Genomic DNA, 14,393 nt, shown 5'->3' on the forward strand with positions numbered 1-14,393 from the left:
GCCCCCGATGGCGGTGTGTCAGTCAACAGATGTCCAGCTGATCCACTGCCATCGGGAGCAAGCCCCTCCCACCTGCGACCTCATTTACAGTTCGGAATAGATGTTTGTTAGGTCTCATCGGAGTCTGGCAATGGCACTGCGCGAAACATGTTTGTGGGAACAACTCACCCCTGGCCGGCCGGATCGCGCCGCGCTCAAGGGTGAAGTGAAGGTGGATGTGTGCGTGATCGGCGCCGGGATTACCGGTTTGTCGGCGGCCATTCACTTGCTGGAACAGGGTAAAACTGTCGCCGTGCTCGAAGCCCATCGCACCGGCCATGGCGGGTCGGGGCGCAATGTCGGGCTGGTCAACGCCGGGCTGTGGATTCCCCCGGACGAGATCGAAGCCGGTTTCGGCGAGGCGGTGGGCAGCCAGCTCAACCGCATGCTGGGTGCGGCGCCGTCGCTGGTGTTCAGCCTGGTCGACAAATACAACATCGATTGCCAATTGCGCCGCGAGGGCACTTTGCACATGGCGCACAACGCCCGGGGCGAGGCGGATTTGCGCAGTCGTGAAGAACAATGGCAGCGCCGTGGCGCGCCGGTTGAGTTGCTCACCGGCGCGGCCTGCGAGCAAGCCACCGGGACTAAAAAAATCGCCGCTGCGTTGCTGGATAGACGGGCCGGCACCTTGAATCCGATGGCCTACACCAGCGGCCTGGCCAACGCGGCTGTGGGGTTGGGCGGGCAGCTTTTCGACCATTCCCCGGTCACGCGGCTGGAACGCCAAGGTGCGAATTGGTCGGTGCAGACCGCGAACGGTGCGGTGCAGGCTGCACAAGTGGTGATCGCCTCCAATGCCTACACCGAAGGCGAATGGACCGAGCTGCGGCGCAATTTCTTCCCTGGCTATTACTACCAGGTCGCCTCCGCGCCGCTGACCGACGACGCGGCCAAACACATCCTCCCCGGCGGCCAGGGGTCGTGGGACACGCGCCAGGTGCTCAGCAGCATCCGCCGCGATGCCGATGGCCGCCTGTTGCTCGGCAGCCTGGGCAACGGCAACCAAAAACCGGCGTGGTTCCTCAAGGCGTGGGCCGATCGGGTGCAGCAGCACTACTTTCCGTACCTCAAATCGGTGCAGTGGGAATGCACCTGGACCGGCTGCATCGCGTTCACGCCGGACCATCTGATGCGCTTGTTCGAACCCGCGCCCGGCCTGGTGGCCGTGACCGGCTACAACGGCCGCGGCGTGACCACCGGCAGCGTGGTCGGCAAGGCCTTTGCCGACTACTTGTGTCACCAGAATCCCCAGGCGTTGCCGATTCCGTTTGCGCCGATGCAACCGCTGGCCGGGGTAGGCCTGCGCAGTTGCCTGTATGAAGCCGGATTTTCGCTGTATCACGCCGGCCAATGCTTGCGGATCGTGATCTGATCAGCGAAATAGCCTTCAGAAGCCGGCATGTTCTTCGCCGACGACTAATCTGTATTGGTGCAAGTTGTAGCAATCACGCACTGTAAATGTGCAGTTCCGTTACGTGCATGGTTACAGCTGTAGGAAGTGTCGTTTAGCGCTCTGGTTGCAGGTGCGACCCGTGGAGGTTGTACTTTTTTGATCCATGGGTTGCACCTGTTGAAGTTAGAGGGTTGCACGTCCCGACGAACGGAGCCGAAACACCTGCAATAACAATGACACCGTGTCTTTTTGAAGAATAAAAACGTAATGGCACGCGGCTTGCTCTGGGCTTTCACTGAAAGTTTTAGTTGAAGGTTTGCAGTGAATACGTAGTGCCAATAAACAAAAACCTCGGAGCACCACTCATGTCCCAGACGTTTTACAAGAAAGGTTTTCTGGCCCTCGCCGTTGCAGCGGCGCTGGGTGTTTCTACGTTTGTTCAAGCTGATGTGAAGATTGGCGTAGCGGGGCCGATGACGGGCGCCAACGCCGCTTTCGGTGAGCAGTACATGAAGGGCGCCCAGGCGGCAGCCGATGCCATCAACAAGGCCGGCGGCATCAACGGTGAGCAGATCAAGCTGGTTGCCGGCGACGATGCCTGTGAACCCAAGCAGGCTGTGGCTGTGGCCAACCGCCTGGCGGACCAGGACAAAGTGATCGGCGTGGTCGGGCACTTCTGCTCGTCCAACACCATCCCGGCGTCCGAGGTCTACGACGAAGCCGGCATCATCGCAATCACCCCGGGCTCCACCAACCCACAGGTCACCGAACGCGGCCTGGGCGCCATGTTCCGTATGTGCGGGCGTGACGACCAGCAAGGCATCGTGGCCGGCGACTACATCGTCGACGTGCTCAAGGGCAAGAAAGTTGCGGTCATCAACGACAAGGACACCTACGGCAAAGGCCTGGCCGACGCCACCGCTGCCCAGTTGACCAAGCGCGGCGTGAAACCGGTGCTCGAAGAAGGCCTGACCCGTGGCGAGAAAGACTTCAGCGCCCTGGTCACCAAAATCCGCTCCCTGGGCGCCGACGTCGTGTACTTCGGCGGCCTGCACCCGGAAGCCGGTCCTCTGGTTCGCCAGATTCGTGAAGCCGGCCTCAAGGACGTGAAATTCATGTCCGACGACGGCATCGTGACCGACGAACTGGTGGCGACCGCCGGTGGCAAGCAATATGTGGATGGCGTGTACATGACCTTCGGCGCCGACCCGCGTCTGCTGCCGGACAGCAAGACGGTGGTTGAAGAGTTCCGTAAAAACGGCACCGAGCCAGAAGGCTACACCCTGTATGCCTACGCGTCGGTCCAGGCCCTGGCGGCCGGCTTCAACGGTGCCAAGTCCAACAAGGGTGAAGAAGCCGCCAAGTGGCTCAAGGCTCACCCGGTCAAAACCGTCATGGGCGAGAAGAACTGGGACGCCAAAGGCGACCTGAAAATCTCCGACTACGTGGTTTACCAGTGGGACAAAGACGGCAAATACCACCAGCTGGAAAAGCAGAAGTAATCCTGAGTGCCACAGACCTAGTGTGGGAGGGGGCTTGCCCCCGATGACGGTGTATCAGCCACCCGATGTATAGCTGACCCTCCGCAATCGGGGGCAAGCCCCCCCCACATTGGGACAGTGTTGTTATTGAGATCTGTCTTTTCCTCCAGAAGAACCGCACACCTAGCGGTGTGCAGGTTCTCACCGCGTGAGATTGCGTTATGGATGGTATTTTCCTGCAGCAACTGGTCAACGGCCTGACCCTCGGGTCGGTCTATGGCCTGATCGCCATCGGCTACACAATGGTTTATGGCATCATTGGCATGATCAACTTCGCCCATGGCGAGGTTTATATGATTTCCGCTTACCTCGCGGCGATCAGTCTGGCACTGCTGGCTTACTTCGGCATCGAATCCTTCCCGCTGCTCATTCTCGGCACCCTGGTCTTCACCGTGGTCGTCACCGGCGTTTACGGTTGGGTCATCGAGCGGGTTGCCTACAAACCGCTGCGTAACTCCACCCGACTGGCACCGCTGATCAGCGCCATCGGTATCTCCCTGATCCTGCAGAACTACGCGCAGATCGCCCAGGGTGCCAAGCAACAAGGCATCCCGACCCTGCTGGCCGGCGCCTGGCGCGTCGATATCGGCAGCGGGTTCGTCCAGTTGACGTACACCAAGGTCTTCATCCTGGTCGCGGCCTTCGCCGGCATGGCCTTGCTGACCTACATCATCAAGTACACCAAGCTCGGCCGCATGTGCCGCGCGACCCAGCAAGACCGCAAGATGGCCTCGATCCTCGGCATCAACACCGACCGCGTGATCTCCTACGTGTTTGTCATCGGTGCCGCCATGGCGGCCCTGGCTGGCGTGTTGATCACCCTCAACTACGGCACGTTCGACTTCTACGCCGGCTTCATCATCGGCATCAAGGCCTTCACCGCAGCGGTACTCGGCGGCATCGGTTCCCTGCCTGGGGCCATGCTGGGCGGGATCATCCTCGGTATTTCGGAGTCGCTGTTCTCGGGGTTGATCAACTCTGACTACAAAGATGTGTTCAGTTTCTCCCTGCTGGTGGTGATTCTGATTTTCCGTCCCCAGGGCCTGCTTGGTCGCCCACTCGTGGCGAAGGTGTAAACATGTCTGCTGCCAAATCGATTGATATCAAAAAAAGTGTGGTCGATACGATCCTCGCCGGGCTGATTGCGTTGATCGTGTTCGGTCCGATCGTCGGCGTGGTGCTCGACGGCTACAGCTTCAACCTGCAACCTGCGCGCGTGGCGATCCTGGTCGCCATCGTGATGGCCGGTCGCTTTGCCCTCAGCCTGTTCCTGCAAACGCCCAAGGGCGTGAAGATTCTGCAGGGCTTCGAGAGCAGCGGTTCCGGCGTCCACGTGCTGGCGCCGGACTATAAGTCGCGGCTGCGCTGGATCATCCCGGCGCTGATCGTGATCGCCATCGTGTTCCCGATCTTCGCCAACAAGTACCTGCTCACCGTAGTGATCCTCGGGCTGATCTACGTGTTGCTCGGCCTGGGCCTGAACATCGTGGTCGGCCTGGCCGGCTTGCTCGACCTGGGTTACGTGGCGTTCTACGCGATCGGTGCCTACGGCCTTGCGCTGGGGTATCAATACCTCGGCCTGGGTTTCTGGACGGTGCTGCCGCTGGCGGCCATCGCGGCGGCGCTGGCGGGGTGCATACTCGGCTTCCCGGTGTTGCGCATGCACGGCGACTACCTGGCAATCGTGACCCTGGGTTTTGGCGAAATCATCCGCCTGGTGCTGAACAACTGGCTGTCGTTCACCGGCGGGCCAAACGGTATGCCGGTGCCTTCGCCGACCTTCCTCGGCCTGGAATTCGGGCGCAAAGCGAAGGATGGCGGGATTCCGTTCCATGAGTTTTTCGGCCTCGATTACAACCCCAACATCAAGTTCATGTTCATCTACATCGTGCTGTTCCTGGTGGTGCTGGCCGTGCTGTACATCAAGCATCGCCTGACCCGCATGCCGGTCGGCCGCGCCTGGGAAGCCTTGCGCGAAGATGAAATTGCCTGCCGTTCCATGGGCCTGAACCACGTTTTGGTCAAACTCTCGGCGTTCACCATCGGCGCCTCCACCGCTGGCCTGGCCGGGGTGTTCTTTGCCAGCTACCAGGGCTTCGTCAACCCGTCGTCGTTCACCTTCTTCGAGTCGGCGCTGATCCTGGCCATCGTGGTATTGGGCGGCATGGGCTCGACGGTCGGCGTGGTGATCGCGGCGTTCGTCTTGACCGTGGCGCCGGAACTGCTGCGCAGCTTCTCTGAGTACCGCGTGCTGCTGTTTGGGGTATTGATGGTGGTAATGATGATCTGGCGACCGCGCGGCTTGATCCGGATCAGCCGTACCGGTGTGACCCCACGTAAAGGAGTGGCGCCATGAGCAAGGAAGTCGTCCTGTCCGTGGAACATCTGATGATGCACTTCGGTGGCATCAAGGCCTTGAGCGATGTGAGCCTCAAGGTCGAACGCAACTCGATCTTCGCCCTGATCGGCCCTAACGGCGCCGGCAAGACCACGGTGTTCAACTGCCTCACCGGCTTCTACAAAGCCAGTGGCGGCAAGATCGAACTCAACGTGCGCGGCCAGAAGACCAACGTGATCCAACTGCTCGGCGAACGCTTTGAGGCCATCGATTTCGTCTCGCCGAAAAGCTTCTTCAGCCGTGTGTACTACAAGATGTTCGGCGGCACCCACCTGGTGAACCGCGCCGGTCTGGCGCGGACCTTCCAGAACATTCGCCTGTTCAAGGAAATGTCGGTGCTGGAAAACCTGCTGGTCGCCCAGCACATGTGGGTCAACCGCAACATGCTCGCGGGCATCCTCAACACCAAGGGCTACCGCAAGGCTGAAAGCGACGCGCTCGACCACGCGTTCTACTGGCTGGAAGTGGTCGACCTGGTGGACTGCGCCAACCGCCTGGCCGGCGAGCTGTCCTACGGCCAACAGCGCCGCCTGGAAATCGCCCGCGCCATGTGTACGCGGCCGCAGATCATCTGCCTCGACGAACCGGCAGCGGGCCTCAACCCTCAGGAAACCGAAGCCCTCAGCGCGATGATTCGCCTGCTGCGCGACGAACACGACCTCACCGTGGTGCTGATCGAACACGACATGGGCATGGTGATGAGTATTTCCGACCACATCGTGGTCCTCGACCACGGCAACGTGATTGCCGAGGGCGGGCCGGACGCGATCCGCAACGACCCGAAAGTGATTGCGGCCTACCTGGGCGCGGATGAAGAGGAGCTGGTATGAACGGGCCTATCCTCGAAATGAAGGACCTGGACGTGTTCTACGGGCCGATCCAGGCCCTGAAGAAAGTCTCGCTGCACATCAACGAAGGCGAAACCGTCAGCCTGATCGGCTCCAACGGCGCGGGTAAATCCACGCTGCTGATGTCGATCTTCGGCCAGCCACGGGCGGAGTCGGGGCAGATCCTCTACAACGGCGTCGACATCACCCACAAGTCGTCCCACTACATCGCCTCCAACGGCATTGCGCAGTCGCCGGAAGGGCGGCGGGTGTTCCCCGACATGACCGTCGAGGAAAACCTGCTGATGGGCACCATCCCCATCGGCGACAAGTTCGCTCAGGAAGACATGCAACGCATGTTCGAGCTGTTCCCACGGCTCAAGGAGCGGCGTAACCAAAGGGCGATGACCATGTCCGGTGGCGAACAGCAAATGCTCGCCATCGCCCGCGCACTGATGAGCCGGCCCAAGTTGCTGCTGCTGGACGAACCGAGCCTGGGCCTGGCGCCGATTGTGGTGAAGCAGATCTTCGCGACCCTGCGCGAGCTGGCGGCCACCGGGATGACCATCTTCCTGGTGGAGCAGAACGCCAACCACGCGCTGCGTCTGTCAGACCGGGCGTATGTGATGGTCAACGGCGAGATTCGCCTGACAGGCACCGGTAAGGAGCTGCTGGTGAATGAGGAAGTGCGCAACGCCTACCTCGGTGGTCACTGACCTAAATCACAACGCAGTCCCCCTGTGGGAGGGGGCAAGCCCCCTCCCACATTTGTTTTTGTGGTGTTCACAAGTGCGATCCCAAATTGTGGAAAACAAATTTGGCCACCTCCCAAAGCGCGACATATAGCCGCCGCAAATCGCTGTTTTGTCACAGTTTTGACTTGTCCCCATCCGCTGTGGAACCGGCTGTGGGTAACGTGGGAGTAGCTGGCTGAAAGCCTTTGATTACGGGGCCTGCAGCGCAGAGGTTGTTTTTTGATCAGCGACTTTTTCACGACCTGCCGAGGGGTTTGTCAACCTGTTTAAAGACACAGGTATATGACCGGATTATGTCCGTCCAGCCTGTGGATAAGTCTGTGACTAAACTCTGGAAAGACTCCCGCAGAGGCCGGAATGACTGGCCTGGAGCCATCGTTCGGATTTTCCTGCCGGGCATGGGCCTACATACGGCCTCGTCCAGGTCAAGCAAAAAACTTTATAAAACTGGCTGAGAGCCTTGTACACAGCGGCTTTGGGCTTTTTGCACTTGCCCCCAAAGACTGTGGGCGCAGTTGTGGATAACCTGCGCGCATATGGCTGCAGGCCACGGTGTGTAAGGCTTTGCGTGGTTTGGTTAAAAACTGATCAGGCGTGCATGGCGTGATGTGTATAGCGGTTGCCGCGACGACGGCGTAAGGGCATTCTGCTGGCTGATTTTTTCCCCGATGCCCGCAAGGAGAACACCATGTCCAACACGCTGTTTATTACTGGCGCAACCTCAGGTTTCGGCGAAGCCTGCGCCCGTCGGTTTGCCGAAGCCGGCTGGAAACTGGTGCTCACCGGTCGTCGTGCCGAGCGTTTGAACGCGCTGGTCGAAGAGCTTTCCAAGCAGACCGAAGTACACGGCCTGGTGGTGGACGTGCGTGACCGCCAAGGCGTGGAAGCGGCGATTGCCAACCTGCCGCCATCGTTCGCCACGCTGCGTGGGCTGATCAACAACGCCGGCCTGGCCGTGGGCACCGACCCTGCGCCCAAGTGCAGCCTCGACGACTGGGAAACCATGGTCGATACCAACATCAAGGGCCTGCTGACCACCACCAGCCTCCTGCTGCCACGCCTGATCGCTCATGGTCGCGGTGCGGGGATCATCAACCTGGGCTCCATCGCCGGCAGCTACCCGTACCCGGGCAGCCACGTGTATGGCGGCTCCAAAGCGTTCGTGAAGCAATTCTCGCTGAACCTGCGCTGCGACCTGCAAGGCACCGGCGTGCGTGTGACCAACATCGAGCCGGGCCTGTGCGAAAGCGAGTTCTCCCTGGTGCGCTTCGGCGGCGACCAGGCGCGCTACGACGCCACCTACGCTGGCGCCGAGCCGATCCAGCCGCAGGACATCGCCGACACCATCTTCTGGGTGCTCAACACCCCGGCGCACGTCAACATCAACCGCCTGGAGCTGATGCCGGTGAGCCAGACCTGGGCCGGGTTTGCGATTGAGCGTGGGGCCAAGTAAGGCGTTAGACCGAGTTGCCTGCATCGGGGGCAAGTCGAATCGTCGCACCGCCCCTCCCACATTGGTTTGGGTTCACACATCAATATCTGTGAACCACCTTCAAAGGTGGGAGGGGGCTTGCCCCCGATGAGGCCCTGAAGGTCAACCGAGAACCTTGACCAACCCCTGATAACAAGTCGCCAGATGATACGGCGTGGTCGACGGCATATCCCGTCGGCTCACGTTGCCCTGGGCATCCAGGCACTCATGCCAGCCCTTGGCATGCAGGAAGCGCTGCCGCAACGCGAGCAACTGGCGCTGCAGCACGGCTTCGCTGCCCGCGCGCAAGGTCAATGCGCGCAGGTATTCCGCCTGGGCCCAGATGCGTTGGGTGCCGTCGCGCACGCTGCCGTCCACGGCGAGCATGCCGCTGACCGCGCCGGTCTGGTTATCCACACCCTTTTGCTCGGCATAGGCAAAAGCCCGCGTCAGCGAAGCATGCAGCGGTGTGCCGCGCAGCACGTCTGAAGACTCGAGCAAGAAGAACCATTCGAACTGGTGCCCCGGCTCAAACCAGTTATCCACAGCGCCCAGCGGTTTTTCCATCATCACGCCATGCTGGCGCTCGATGAAACGCTGCTGCATGGCCGTCGCCAAGGCCAGTAATGCGCTTTGCACGTCGGCGTCTTCACGCACCGCCAGGGTGGCGAGGAAGCCTTCAGCCAGGTGCATCAACGGGTTTTGCAATGGGCCGGACTTGAGCGACGACCAGTTACGCTCCAGCACCGCCTCGTACAGGCCATCGCCGCTGGCGAAGCGTTGGGCGACCACTGCCAGCGCGGCATTCAGCACCGACTCCACCAGCGGTTCGCGTACTTTGGCCCAGTAATGGGCGCAGGCGAAGATGATGAAGGCGTGGGTGTAGAGATCCTTGCGCTTGTCCAGCGGCTGGCCGGCGGGGTCGATGCTGTAGAACCAGCCGCCGTGCTCGGCGTCGTGGAAATGCCGTTGCAGCGAGCGGAACAACGCGGCGGCGCGTTCTTCGGCAAAGGCTGCGCCGGGTTCGCCGATCAGGCTGGCGAACAGGTACAACTGCCGGGCGCAGGCCATGGCGCGGTAGCGTTGCGGTGGTAACGGCCGGTGGTCGGCGTCCAGCGCCTCATAGGGCAGCGCCAGCTCGGCGTTCCAGCCCGGGCCCTGCCAGAGCGGCACGATCAGGTCATGGAAGTGCGTGAGCACGGCGTTCAAGGAAGGCTGAGGGGCGGAGCTTGGAGCGATGGGCATCGGCTGGCGTCGTCACGGCAGGGGTGTAGGCGCGCATGGTAGCAGGCTTGGGATCAGTGGTGTCTGCGCCACCGCTATCGGGGGCAAGCCCCCTCCCACCTTTGACTGTGTAAACCCGATCAAATGTGGGAGGGGGCTTGCCCCCGATGAGGCGCTTAATCGCGCCGCAAATCAGCCAGCCAGCAACCAAACCCCAGTCGCCGCCGAAGCCGCCCCGGCAACCCGCACCAACGGCGCCGCTGCAGTCGGCAGCCAGCGCACCACCGCATAACCCGCCGCGTGCAACACAGCGGTCGCGCCGACAAATCCGGCGGCATACGCCCAAGGGCTGGACATGTCCGGCAGCTCCAAACCATGGGCCACGCCGTGGAACAGCGCGAACAACGCCGTAGCCCCCAGCGCCATGAACAACGGCGGCCGCACCGCCAGTGCAACGGCCAGGCCCAGAGCCAGCACCGAAGCGGCAATCCCGCTTTCCAGCGCCGGCAACGCCAGGCCTTCAAAGCCCAATAGGCCGCCCAGCAGCATGGTGACGACGAAGGTGCAGGGCAGCGCCCAACGTGCCGCGCCTTTTTGCTGGGCGGCCCACAAACCGACCGCCACCATGGCCAGCAAATGGTCGAGACCGCCCAATGGATGGCTGATACCTGCCACCAGGCCGTTGTCACCGTGACCCGGGTGGGCGAAGGCCAGGGCTGGGGCGAGCAGCAGGCTGGCGGCGGCGAAGAGTTTTTTCAGGCGCATGGACAGGTTCCTTATGGGTTGATCAGGCCGCGGTCAGCAGGCCCTGGCGTTCGATGAAGGCGACGATCTCATCCAGGCCGACGCCGGTTTTCTGGTTGCTGAACACAAAGGGTTTACCGTTGCGCATGCGTTGGGTGTCGCTGTTCATCAGCTCCAGCGAGGCACCGACCAGGGGCGCCAGGTCGATCTTGTTGATCACCAGCAGGTCGGATTTGCAGATACCCGGACCGCCTTTGCGCGGCAGCTTGTCGCCGGCCGACACATCGATCACATAGATGGTCAGGTCCGACAGTTCCGGGCTGAACGTCGCCGACAGGTTATCGCCGCCCGACTCGACCAGGATCAGGTCCAGGCCGGGAAAGCGTCGGTTGAGTTGGTCCACCGCTTCCAGGTTGATCGAGGCGTCTTCACGGATCGCCGTGTGCGGGCAGCCGCCGGTTTCCACGCCGATGATGCGTTCGGGCGCCAGGGCCTGGTTGCGCACCAGGAAGTCGGCGTCTTCGCGGGTATAGATGTCGTTGGTGACCACCGCCAGGTTGTAGCGATCGCGCAAGGCCAGGCACAGGGCCAGGGTCAGGGCGGTCTTGCCGGAGCCCACCGGGCCGCCGATGCCGACACGCAAAGGTTGTGTGTTCATGTGCTTCTCCTAGGAACGGAACAGGCGGCTGTACTGGCGCTCGTGGGCCATGCACGCCAGGGACAGGCCGAACGCGGCGCTGCCGAAATGGTTGGGGTCGATGTGGCTGGCGTCCTGCTGGGCGTGTTGCAGCAGGGGCAGCAGTTCACTGGTCAGGCGTTGCGCGGCTTGCTGGCCGAGCGGCAGGGTTTTCATCAGCACGGCCAGTTGGTTTTCCAGCCAGCTCCACAGCCAGGCGGCGAGGGCGTCATCCGGGCTGATGCCCCAGGCGCGTGCGGCCAAGGCCCAGCCCAACGCCAGATGTGGCTCGGCGTGTTGTGCGAGAAAACCGCGAGCCGCGTCGTCCAGTTCCGGCAGGCCGTTGAGCAGTTGCTGCAGGGAGTACCCCATCTGCCGGCTCTCCTGATACAGCTCGCGGGTCTCGCGACTGGCGCGGTGTTCTTCGCACCGTTGCGCCAGTTGCGCCCAATCGCCGGCCACGGCGGCGCGGCAGTGCGCGAGTAACAGTGGAGCTTCGAAACGGGCGAGGTTGAGCAGCAACTGGTCGCTGATCCAGCGGCGGGCGCCGGCCGCGTCCTTGACGCGGCCATTCTCCACGGCCATTTCCAGGCCCTGGGAATAGCTGTAGCCGCCAATCGGCAATTGCGGACTGGCCAGACGCAGCAGCGCCCAGGCTGGGTTCATACACGCACGCCGAATTGATGCAGCTTCGGCGGGTAGTTGAAGTCTTCATCGCCATGGCGTGAATGATGGTGCCCGCCGCCGTAGGCCCCGTGTTCCGGTTGGAACGGCGCTTCGAGGCTTTCGGTCTGCGCGCCCAACTGTTCAAGCATGGCCTTGAGCACGTAATCATCCAGCAGGCGCAGCCAGCCGTCGCCCACTTGCAAGGCCACATGGCGATTGCCCAGGTGATACGCGGCGCGGGTCAGTTCAAACGCGTTGCGGCAGGTGACGTGCAGCAATTGTTCAGGGCGCGCGCAGACACGCACGACACGTCCGTCTTCAGCCTGTAGGAACTCGCCATCGTGCAGCGGCGGCTGGCCACGCTCCAGGAACAGGCCGACGTCTTCGCCGTCGGCACTGAAACAGCGCAGGCGGCTTTTGCTGCGTGCTTCGAAGTTCAGCAGCAACTCGGCGGCCCAGAGGGCTTGCGGGGCGATTCGGCGGTGGATCACCAGCATCAGAAGGCTTCCAGCTATGGGCAATAAGAGTGCTAGAGCAAGGGGCTTGCCAATCCTGCGCAGGAGTAGGAATTCCCTGTAGGCAAGCACAGCCATGCCACCGAATAGGGCGTCAGCCATTTTGCTGGCTGCTTCAATCTGGTGCGTGATAGGTGGTGTGGCACTGGATAGGTGCGTTTTGCGTGGATGCTGTGTCCGTATTGCGTGAATTTTCCTTCGTCTATTTCGTGCTGATGGTTTTTCGGATTTTTCCTACGGGACATCCGGATTCGGCGTTCAAAAAGTTACGTGCTGTTTCTTTAGGATTTGCGCCGTCTTAAAACCACAGCGATGTTCATCATGTTCAAGTCAGTTTTCTTTTTAATTCTTTTCAGTCTTTCCTGTGTCATTTCATCGGCCTCGGCCAACCTGAAACCCCAATCGACATTCGGCTCTTCGCTGCCAGGTGTCCCAACGTCGTCAGTAGCGAATGTGATCGACCGCGCTCATGCCCTGCTGGGCACCCCGTACAAATGGGGGGGCACCTCGGCCGAGCAAGGGTTTGATTGCAGTAGTTTCCTGGTCTACCTGTTCAAGACCGAAGCCAACATTCACATCCCGCGCACCACGGCGGCGATGCACCGTTCAACGGCCGCGACCGTCAAGCGCAGCGAACTCAAGCCGGGGGATGCGGTGTTTTTCAAAGGTAACGGGCGCGGTCAGGTCAGTCATGTGGGGCTGTATATCGGCGAAGGTAAATTCATTCATTCGCCGCGCACCGGCAAGAACGTGCGCATCGATTCGCTCGGCAACAACTACTGGAACAAGAACTACACCGGCGCCAAGCGTTTCCATAAGGCGGGTTGACGGCTTACTCGGTGCTGCCGAGGCCCTGCCAGTGCTTGAGGCCAATGAAGATGAAGCGCAACTGCTGGGTGATTTTCGCCTGGGGCGTGAGGTGGGCGGGCAGCGCGTGGGCGGGCGGGTCGATGATGTCGGGCAGGGTGGCGAACACACTTTTGACGATCAGGTCGGCCATCACGTGCAGGCCGTCGGCATCCAGGTGCTGGAGCTTGGGCATCAAGGTCAGGTCGGCGGCCAGGTCACGGGTGATGTCTTCGCGCAAGGCGCCGATGGCTTGGCGCACGGCGAGGCAGCCACCGTACTGTTCGCGGGCCAGGAACAGGAATTGCGAGCGATTGGCGGAGACCACATCCAGGAAGATCCGCACGGACGCATCGATAATGCCGCCCATCACGAATTCGTTGTGGCGCACCAGGCGGATCGTGGCGCGGAAGGTCTGGCCGACTTCGCTGACCAGCACCAGGCCCAGTTGGTCCATGTCGGCAAAGTGACGATAGAACCCGGTGGGCACGATCCCGGCCGTCTTGGCCACTTCGCGCAGGCTCAGGCTGCCGAACCCACGGCCGCACTCCATCAGATGGCGGGCTGCGTCCATCAGGGCGAGGCGGGTCTGTTGCTTCTGTTCGGCGCGGGGCAGCATGGCAGGCGGGCTTTGTCGGCAAGTACAGCGACGCACTCTAGCAAAACCGCTTCATTGGCGTCGAACTTGGCGGGGGATTGCTGCGTGGATACGTGACAGGTTCTGCAAAAAGTCAAAAGCCCGATCCAGGGATCGGGCTTTTTTTTAAGGCCACCACGGGCTTAGCTCTGAGCTTGATGCAGTTCTTGCAGGCGGTCAGCACCACCTTCAGCAACACCTTCGGTGTAGGCGCGCTTGTTGGCTTGTTCAGCACCACCTTCAACCAGACCTTTCTCTTCCAGGCGGTTGCGGCCGTTTTCGGTCACGCCTTCAGCGTAAGCGCGTTTGTTGGCTTGTTCCGAACCATTTTCAGCAACGGCACCTTTGGCGTAGTCACGGTTCTCTTGTTCTTGCGACCCGCTACGGGCGAGGGTTTGGCTGAACTGAGCGGCATCGGCTTTGACTTGTGGGATCGCTTGTTCAGCGGCCGGCAGGGCAAAGGCACTGGAAGCGAGGACAGACAGCAGCACGGTAGCGAGTACTTGGCGTTTCATGATCGGTTGTTCCTTGGGAGGGCAATTAAGTGGGTACGGGGCTAATGCTACTCTCGATAAGTCGATATAAAAGTTCATAAACACAATGGTAATAATCAACGGAATTGATTGTTCCCGTAGGAGGCTCTAAGTCGGACCTCTCA

At 61.3% G+C, this 14,393-nt stretch carries 15 protein-coding genes; 8 read left to right on the forward strand and 7 right to left on the reverse strand.

The window, feature by feature from the left end; genetic code table 11:
- Positions 1-130 precede the first annotated feature (130 nt).
- The 7 genes from amaA to U5A08_RS02790 all read left to right on the forward strand — a co-directional run bounded on the left by amaA (position 131) and on the right by U5A08_RS02790 (position 8,409).
- Complete coding sequence (amaA, locus tag U5A08_RS02760; protein WP_253393154.1) at positions 131-1,414, forward strand: L-pipecolate oxidase; 1,284 nt, start codon at positions 131-133, stop codon at positions 1,412-1,414.
- 386 nt (positions 1,415-1,800) lie between these two features.
- On the forward strand, positions 1,801-2,937 hold the full coding sequence (locus tag U5A08_RS02765; RefSeq protein WP_253393155.1) for a branched-chain amino acid ABC transporter substrate-binding protein: 1,137 nt from the start codon (positions 1,801-1,803) through the stop codon (positions 2,935-2,937).
- A gap of 200 nt (positions 2,938-3,137) precedes the next feature.
- Positions 3,138-4,052, forward strand: coding sequence for an ABC transporter permease subunit (locus tag U5A08_RS02770; protein WP_012721939.1), 915 nt, complete (start codon positions 3,138-3,140; stop codon positions 4,050-4,052).
- Positions 4,053-4,054: 2 nt separating this feature from the next.
- Positions 4,055-5,332 (forward strand): high-affinity branched-chain amino acid ABC transporter permease LivM, encoded by a 1,278-nt coding sequence (livM, locus tag U5A08_RS02775; RefSeq protein WP_017849725.1) that lies wholly within the window; start codon positions 4,055-4,057, stop codon positions 5,330-5,332.
- Positions 5,329-6,204 carry an ABC transporter ATP-binding protein gene (locus tag U5A08_RS02780; RefSeq protein WP_253393156.1) on the forward strand — a complete coding sequence of 292 codons (876 nt, stop codon included), beginning with the start codon at positions 5,329-5,331 and terminating at the stop codon, positions 6,202-6,204. The genes livM and U5A08_RS02780 overlap by 4 nt, the downstream gene beginning before the upstream one ends.
- Positions 6,201-6,917, forward strand: coding sequence for an ABC transporter ATP-binding protein (locus U5A08_RS02785; RefSeq protein WP_253393157.1), 717 nt, complete (start codon positions 6,201-6,203; stop codon positions 6,915-6,917). Before U5A08_RS02780 ends, U5A08_RS02785 begins: the two co-directional genes overlap by 4 nt.
- Before the next feature lie 727 nt (positions 6,918-7,644).
- A complete protein-coding gene (locus U5A08_RS02790; protein WP_321850175.1) occupies positions 7,645-8,409 on the forward strand; it encodes an SDR family oxidoreductase in 765 nt (254 codons plus the stop codon).
- A gap of 141 nt (positions 8,410-8,550) precedes the next feature.
- On the opposite strand, the gene U5A08_RS02795 is transcribed toward U5A08_RS02790, so the two are convergent.
- The 5 genes from U5A08_RS02795 to ureE form a co-directional block, all read right to left on the reverse strand.
- Positions 8,551-9,672: an AGE family epimerase/isomerase gene (locus U5A08_RS02795; RefSeq protein WP_321850177.1), complete on the reverse strand. Its 1,122-nt coding sequence runs from the start codon at positions 9,670-9,672 to the stop codon at positions 8,551-8,553.
- A gap of 171 nt (positions 9,673-9,843) precedes the next feature.
- Positions 9,844-10,416: a HupE/UreJ family protein gene (locus tag U5A08_RS02800; RefSeq protein ID WP_321850179.1), complete on the reverse strand. Its 573-nt coding sequence runs from the start codon at positions 10,414-10,416 to the stop codon at positions 9,844-9,846.
- Positions 10,417-10,438: 22 nt separating this feature from the next.
- Positions 10,439-11,053, reverse strand: a complete 615-nt coding sequence (ureG, locus tag U5A08_RS02805; protein WP_017849719.1) for an urease accessory protein UreG — start codon at positions 11,051-11,053, stop codon at positions 10,439-10,441.
- A 9-nt stretch (positions 11,054-11,062) separates the two neighbouring features.
- On the reverse strand, positions 11,063-11,737 hold the full coding sequence (locus U5A08_RS02810; RefSeq protein ID WP_253393160.1) for an urease accessory protein UreF: 675 nt from the start codon (positions 11,735-11,737) through the stop codon (positions 11,063-11,065).
- Entirely contained in the window at positions 11,734-12,234 is a 501-nt protein-coding gene (gene ureE, locus U5A08_RS02815) for an urease accessory protein UreE (RefSeq protein WP_253393161.1), read from the reverse strand. Before ureE ends, U5A08_RS02810 begins: the two co-directional genes overlap by 4 nt.
- 339 nt (positions 12,235-12,573) lie before the next feature.
- On the opposite strand from ureE, the gene U5A08_RS02820 reads away from it, so the two are divergent.
- Entirely contained in the window at positions 12,574-13,080 is a 507-nt protein-coding gene (locus U5A08_RS02820) for a C40 family peptidase (RefSeq protein ID WP_253400330.1), read from the forward strand.
- A 4-nt stretch (positions 13,081-13,084) separates the two neighbouring features.
- Here U5A08_RS02820 and U5A08_RS02825 read toward each other — a convergent pair whose 3' ends face one another.
- Entirely contained in the window at positions 13,085-13,717 is a 633-nt protein-coding gene (locus U5A08_RS02825; protein ID WP_253393162.1) for a TetR family transcriptional regulator, read from the reverse strand.
- Between the two features lie 161 nt (positions 13,718-13,878).
- A complete protein-coding gene (locus U5A08_RS02830; protein ID WP_321850185.1) occupies positions 13,879-14,250 on the reverse strand; it encodes a hypothetical protein in 372 nt (123 codons plus the stop codon).
- Positions 14,251-14,393 lie beyond the last annotated feature (143 nt).

The sequence above is a fragment of the Pseudomonas paraveronii genome, assembly GCF_963681955.1.
GTDB lineage: Bacteria > Pseudomonadota > Gammaproteobacteria > Pseudomonadales > Pseudomonadaceae > Aquipseudomonas > Aquipseudomonas paraveronii.

Bases quoted from the DNA above. Each gene is read 5' to 3' on its own strand.
- amaA (WP_253393154.1), top strand. From the start codon at position 131: ATGGCACTGCGCGAAACATGTTTGTGGGAACAACTCACCCCTGGCCGG.
- U5A08_RS02765 (WP_253393155.1), top strand. From the start codon at position 1,801: ATGTCCCAGACGTTTTACAAGAAAGGTTTTCTGGCCCTCGCCGTTGCA.
- U5A08_RS02770 (WP_012721939.1), top strand. From the start codon at position 3,138: ATGGATGGTATTTTCCTGCAGCAACTGGTCAACGGCCTGACCCTCGGG.
- livM (WP_017849725.1), top strand. From the start codon at position 4,055: ATGTCTGCTGCCAAATCGATTGATATCAAAAAAAGTGTGGTCGATACG.
- U5A08_RS02780 (WP_253393156.1), top strand. From the start codon at position 5,329: ATGAGCAAGGAAGTCGTCCTGTCCGTGGAACATCTGATGATGCACTTC.
- U5A08_RS02785 (WP_253393157.1), top strand. From the start codon at position 6,201: ATGAACGGGCCTATCCTCGAAATGAAGGACCTGGACGTGTTCTACGGG.
- U5A08_RS02790 (WP_321850175.1), top strand. From the start codon at position 7,645: ATGTCCAACACGCTGTTTATTACTGGCGCAACCTCAGGTTTCGGCGAA.
- U5A08_RS02795 (WP_321850177.1), bottom strand. From the start codon at position 9,672: ATGCCCATCGCTCCAAGCTCCGCCCCTCAGCCTTCCTTGAACGCCGTG.
- U5A08_RS02800 (WP_321850179.1), bottom strand. From the start codon at position 10,416: ATGCGCCTGAAAAAACTCTTCGCCGCCGCCAGCCTGCTGCTCGCCCCA.
- ureG (WP_017849719.1), bottom strand. From the start codon at position 11,053: ATGAACACACAACCTTTGCGTGTCGGCATCGGCGGCCCGGTGGGCTCC.
- U5A08_RS02810 (WP_253393160.1), bottom strand. From the start codon at position 11,737: ATGAACCCAGCCTGGGCGCTGCTGCGTCTGGCCAGTCCGCAATTGCCG.
- ureE (WP_253393161.1), bottom strand. From the start codon at position 12,234: ATGCTGGTGATCCACCGCCGAATCGCCCCGCAAGCCCTCTGGGCCGCC.
- U5A08_RS02820 (WP_253400330.1), top strand. From the start codon at position 12,574: ATGTTCAAGTCAGTTTTCTTTTTAATTCTTTTCAGTCTTTCCTGTGTC.
- U5A08_RS02825 (WP_253393162.1), bottom strand. From the start codon at position 13,717: ATGCTGCCCCGCGCCGAACAGAAGCAACAGACCCGCCTCGCCCTGATG.
- U5A08_RS02830 (WP_321850185.1), bottom strand. From the start codon at position 14,250: ATGAAACGCCAAGTACTCGCTACCGTGCTGCTGTCTGTCCTCGCTTCC.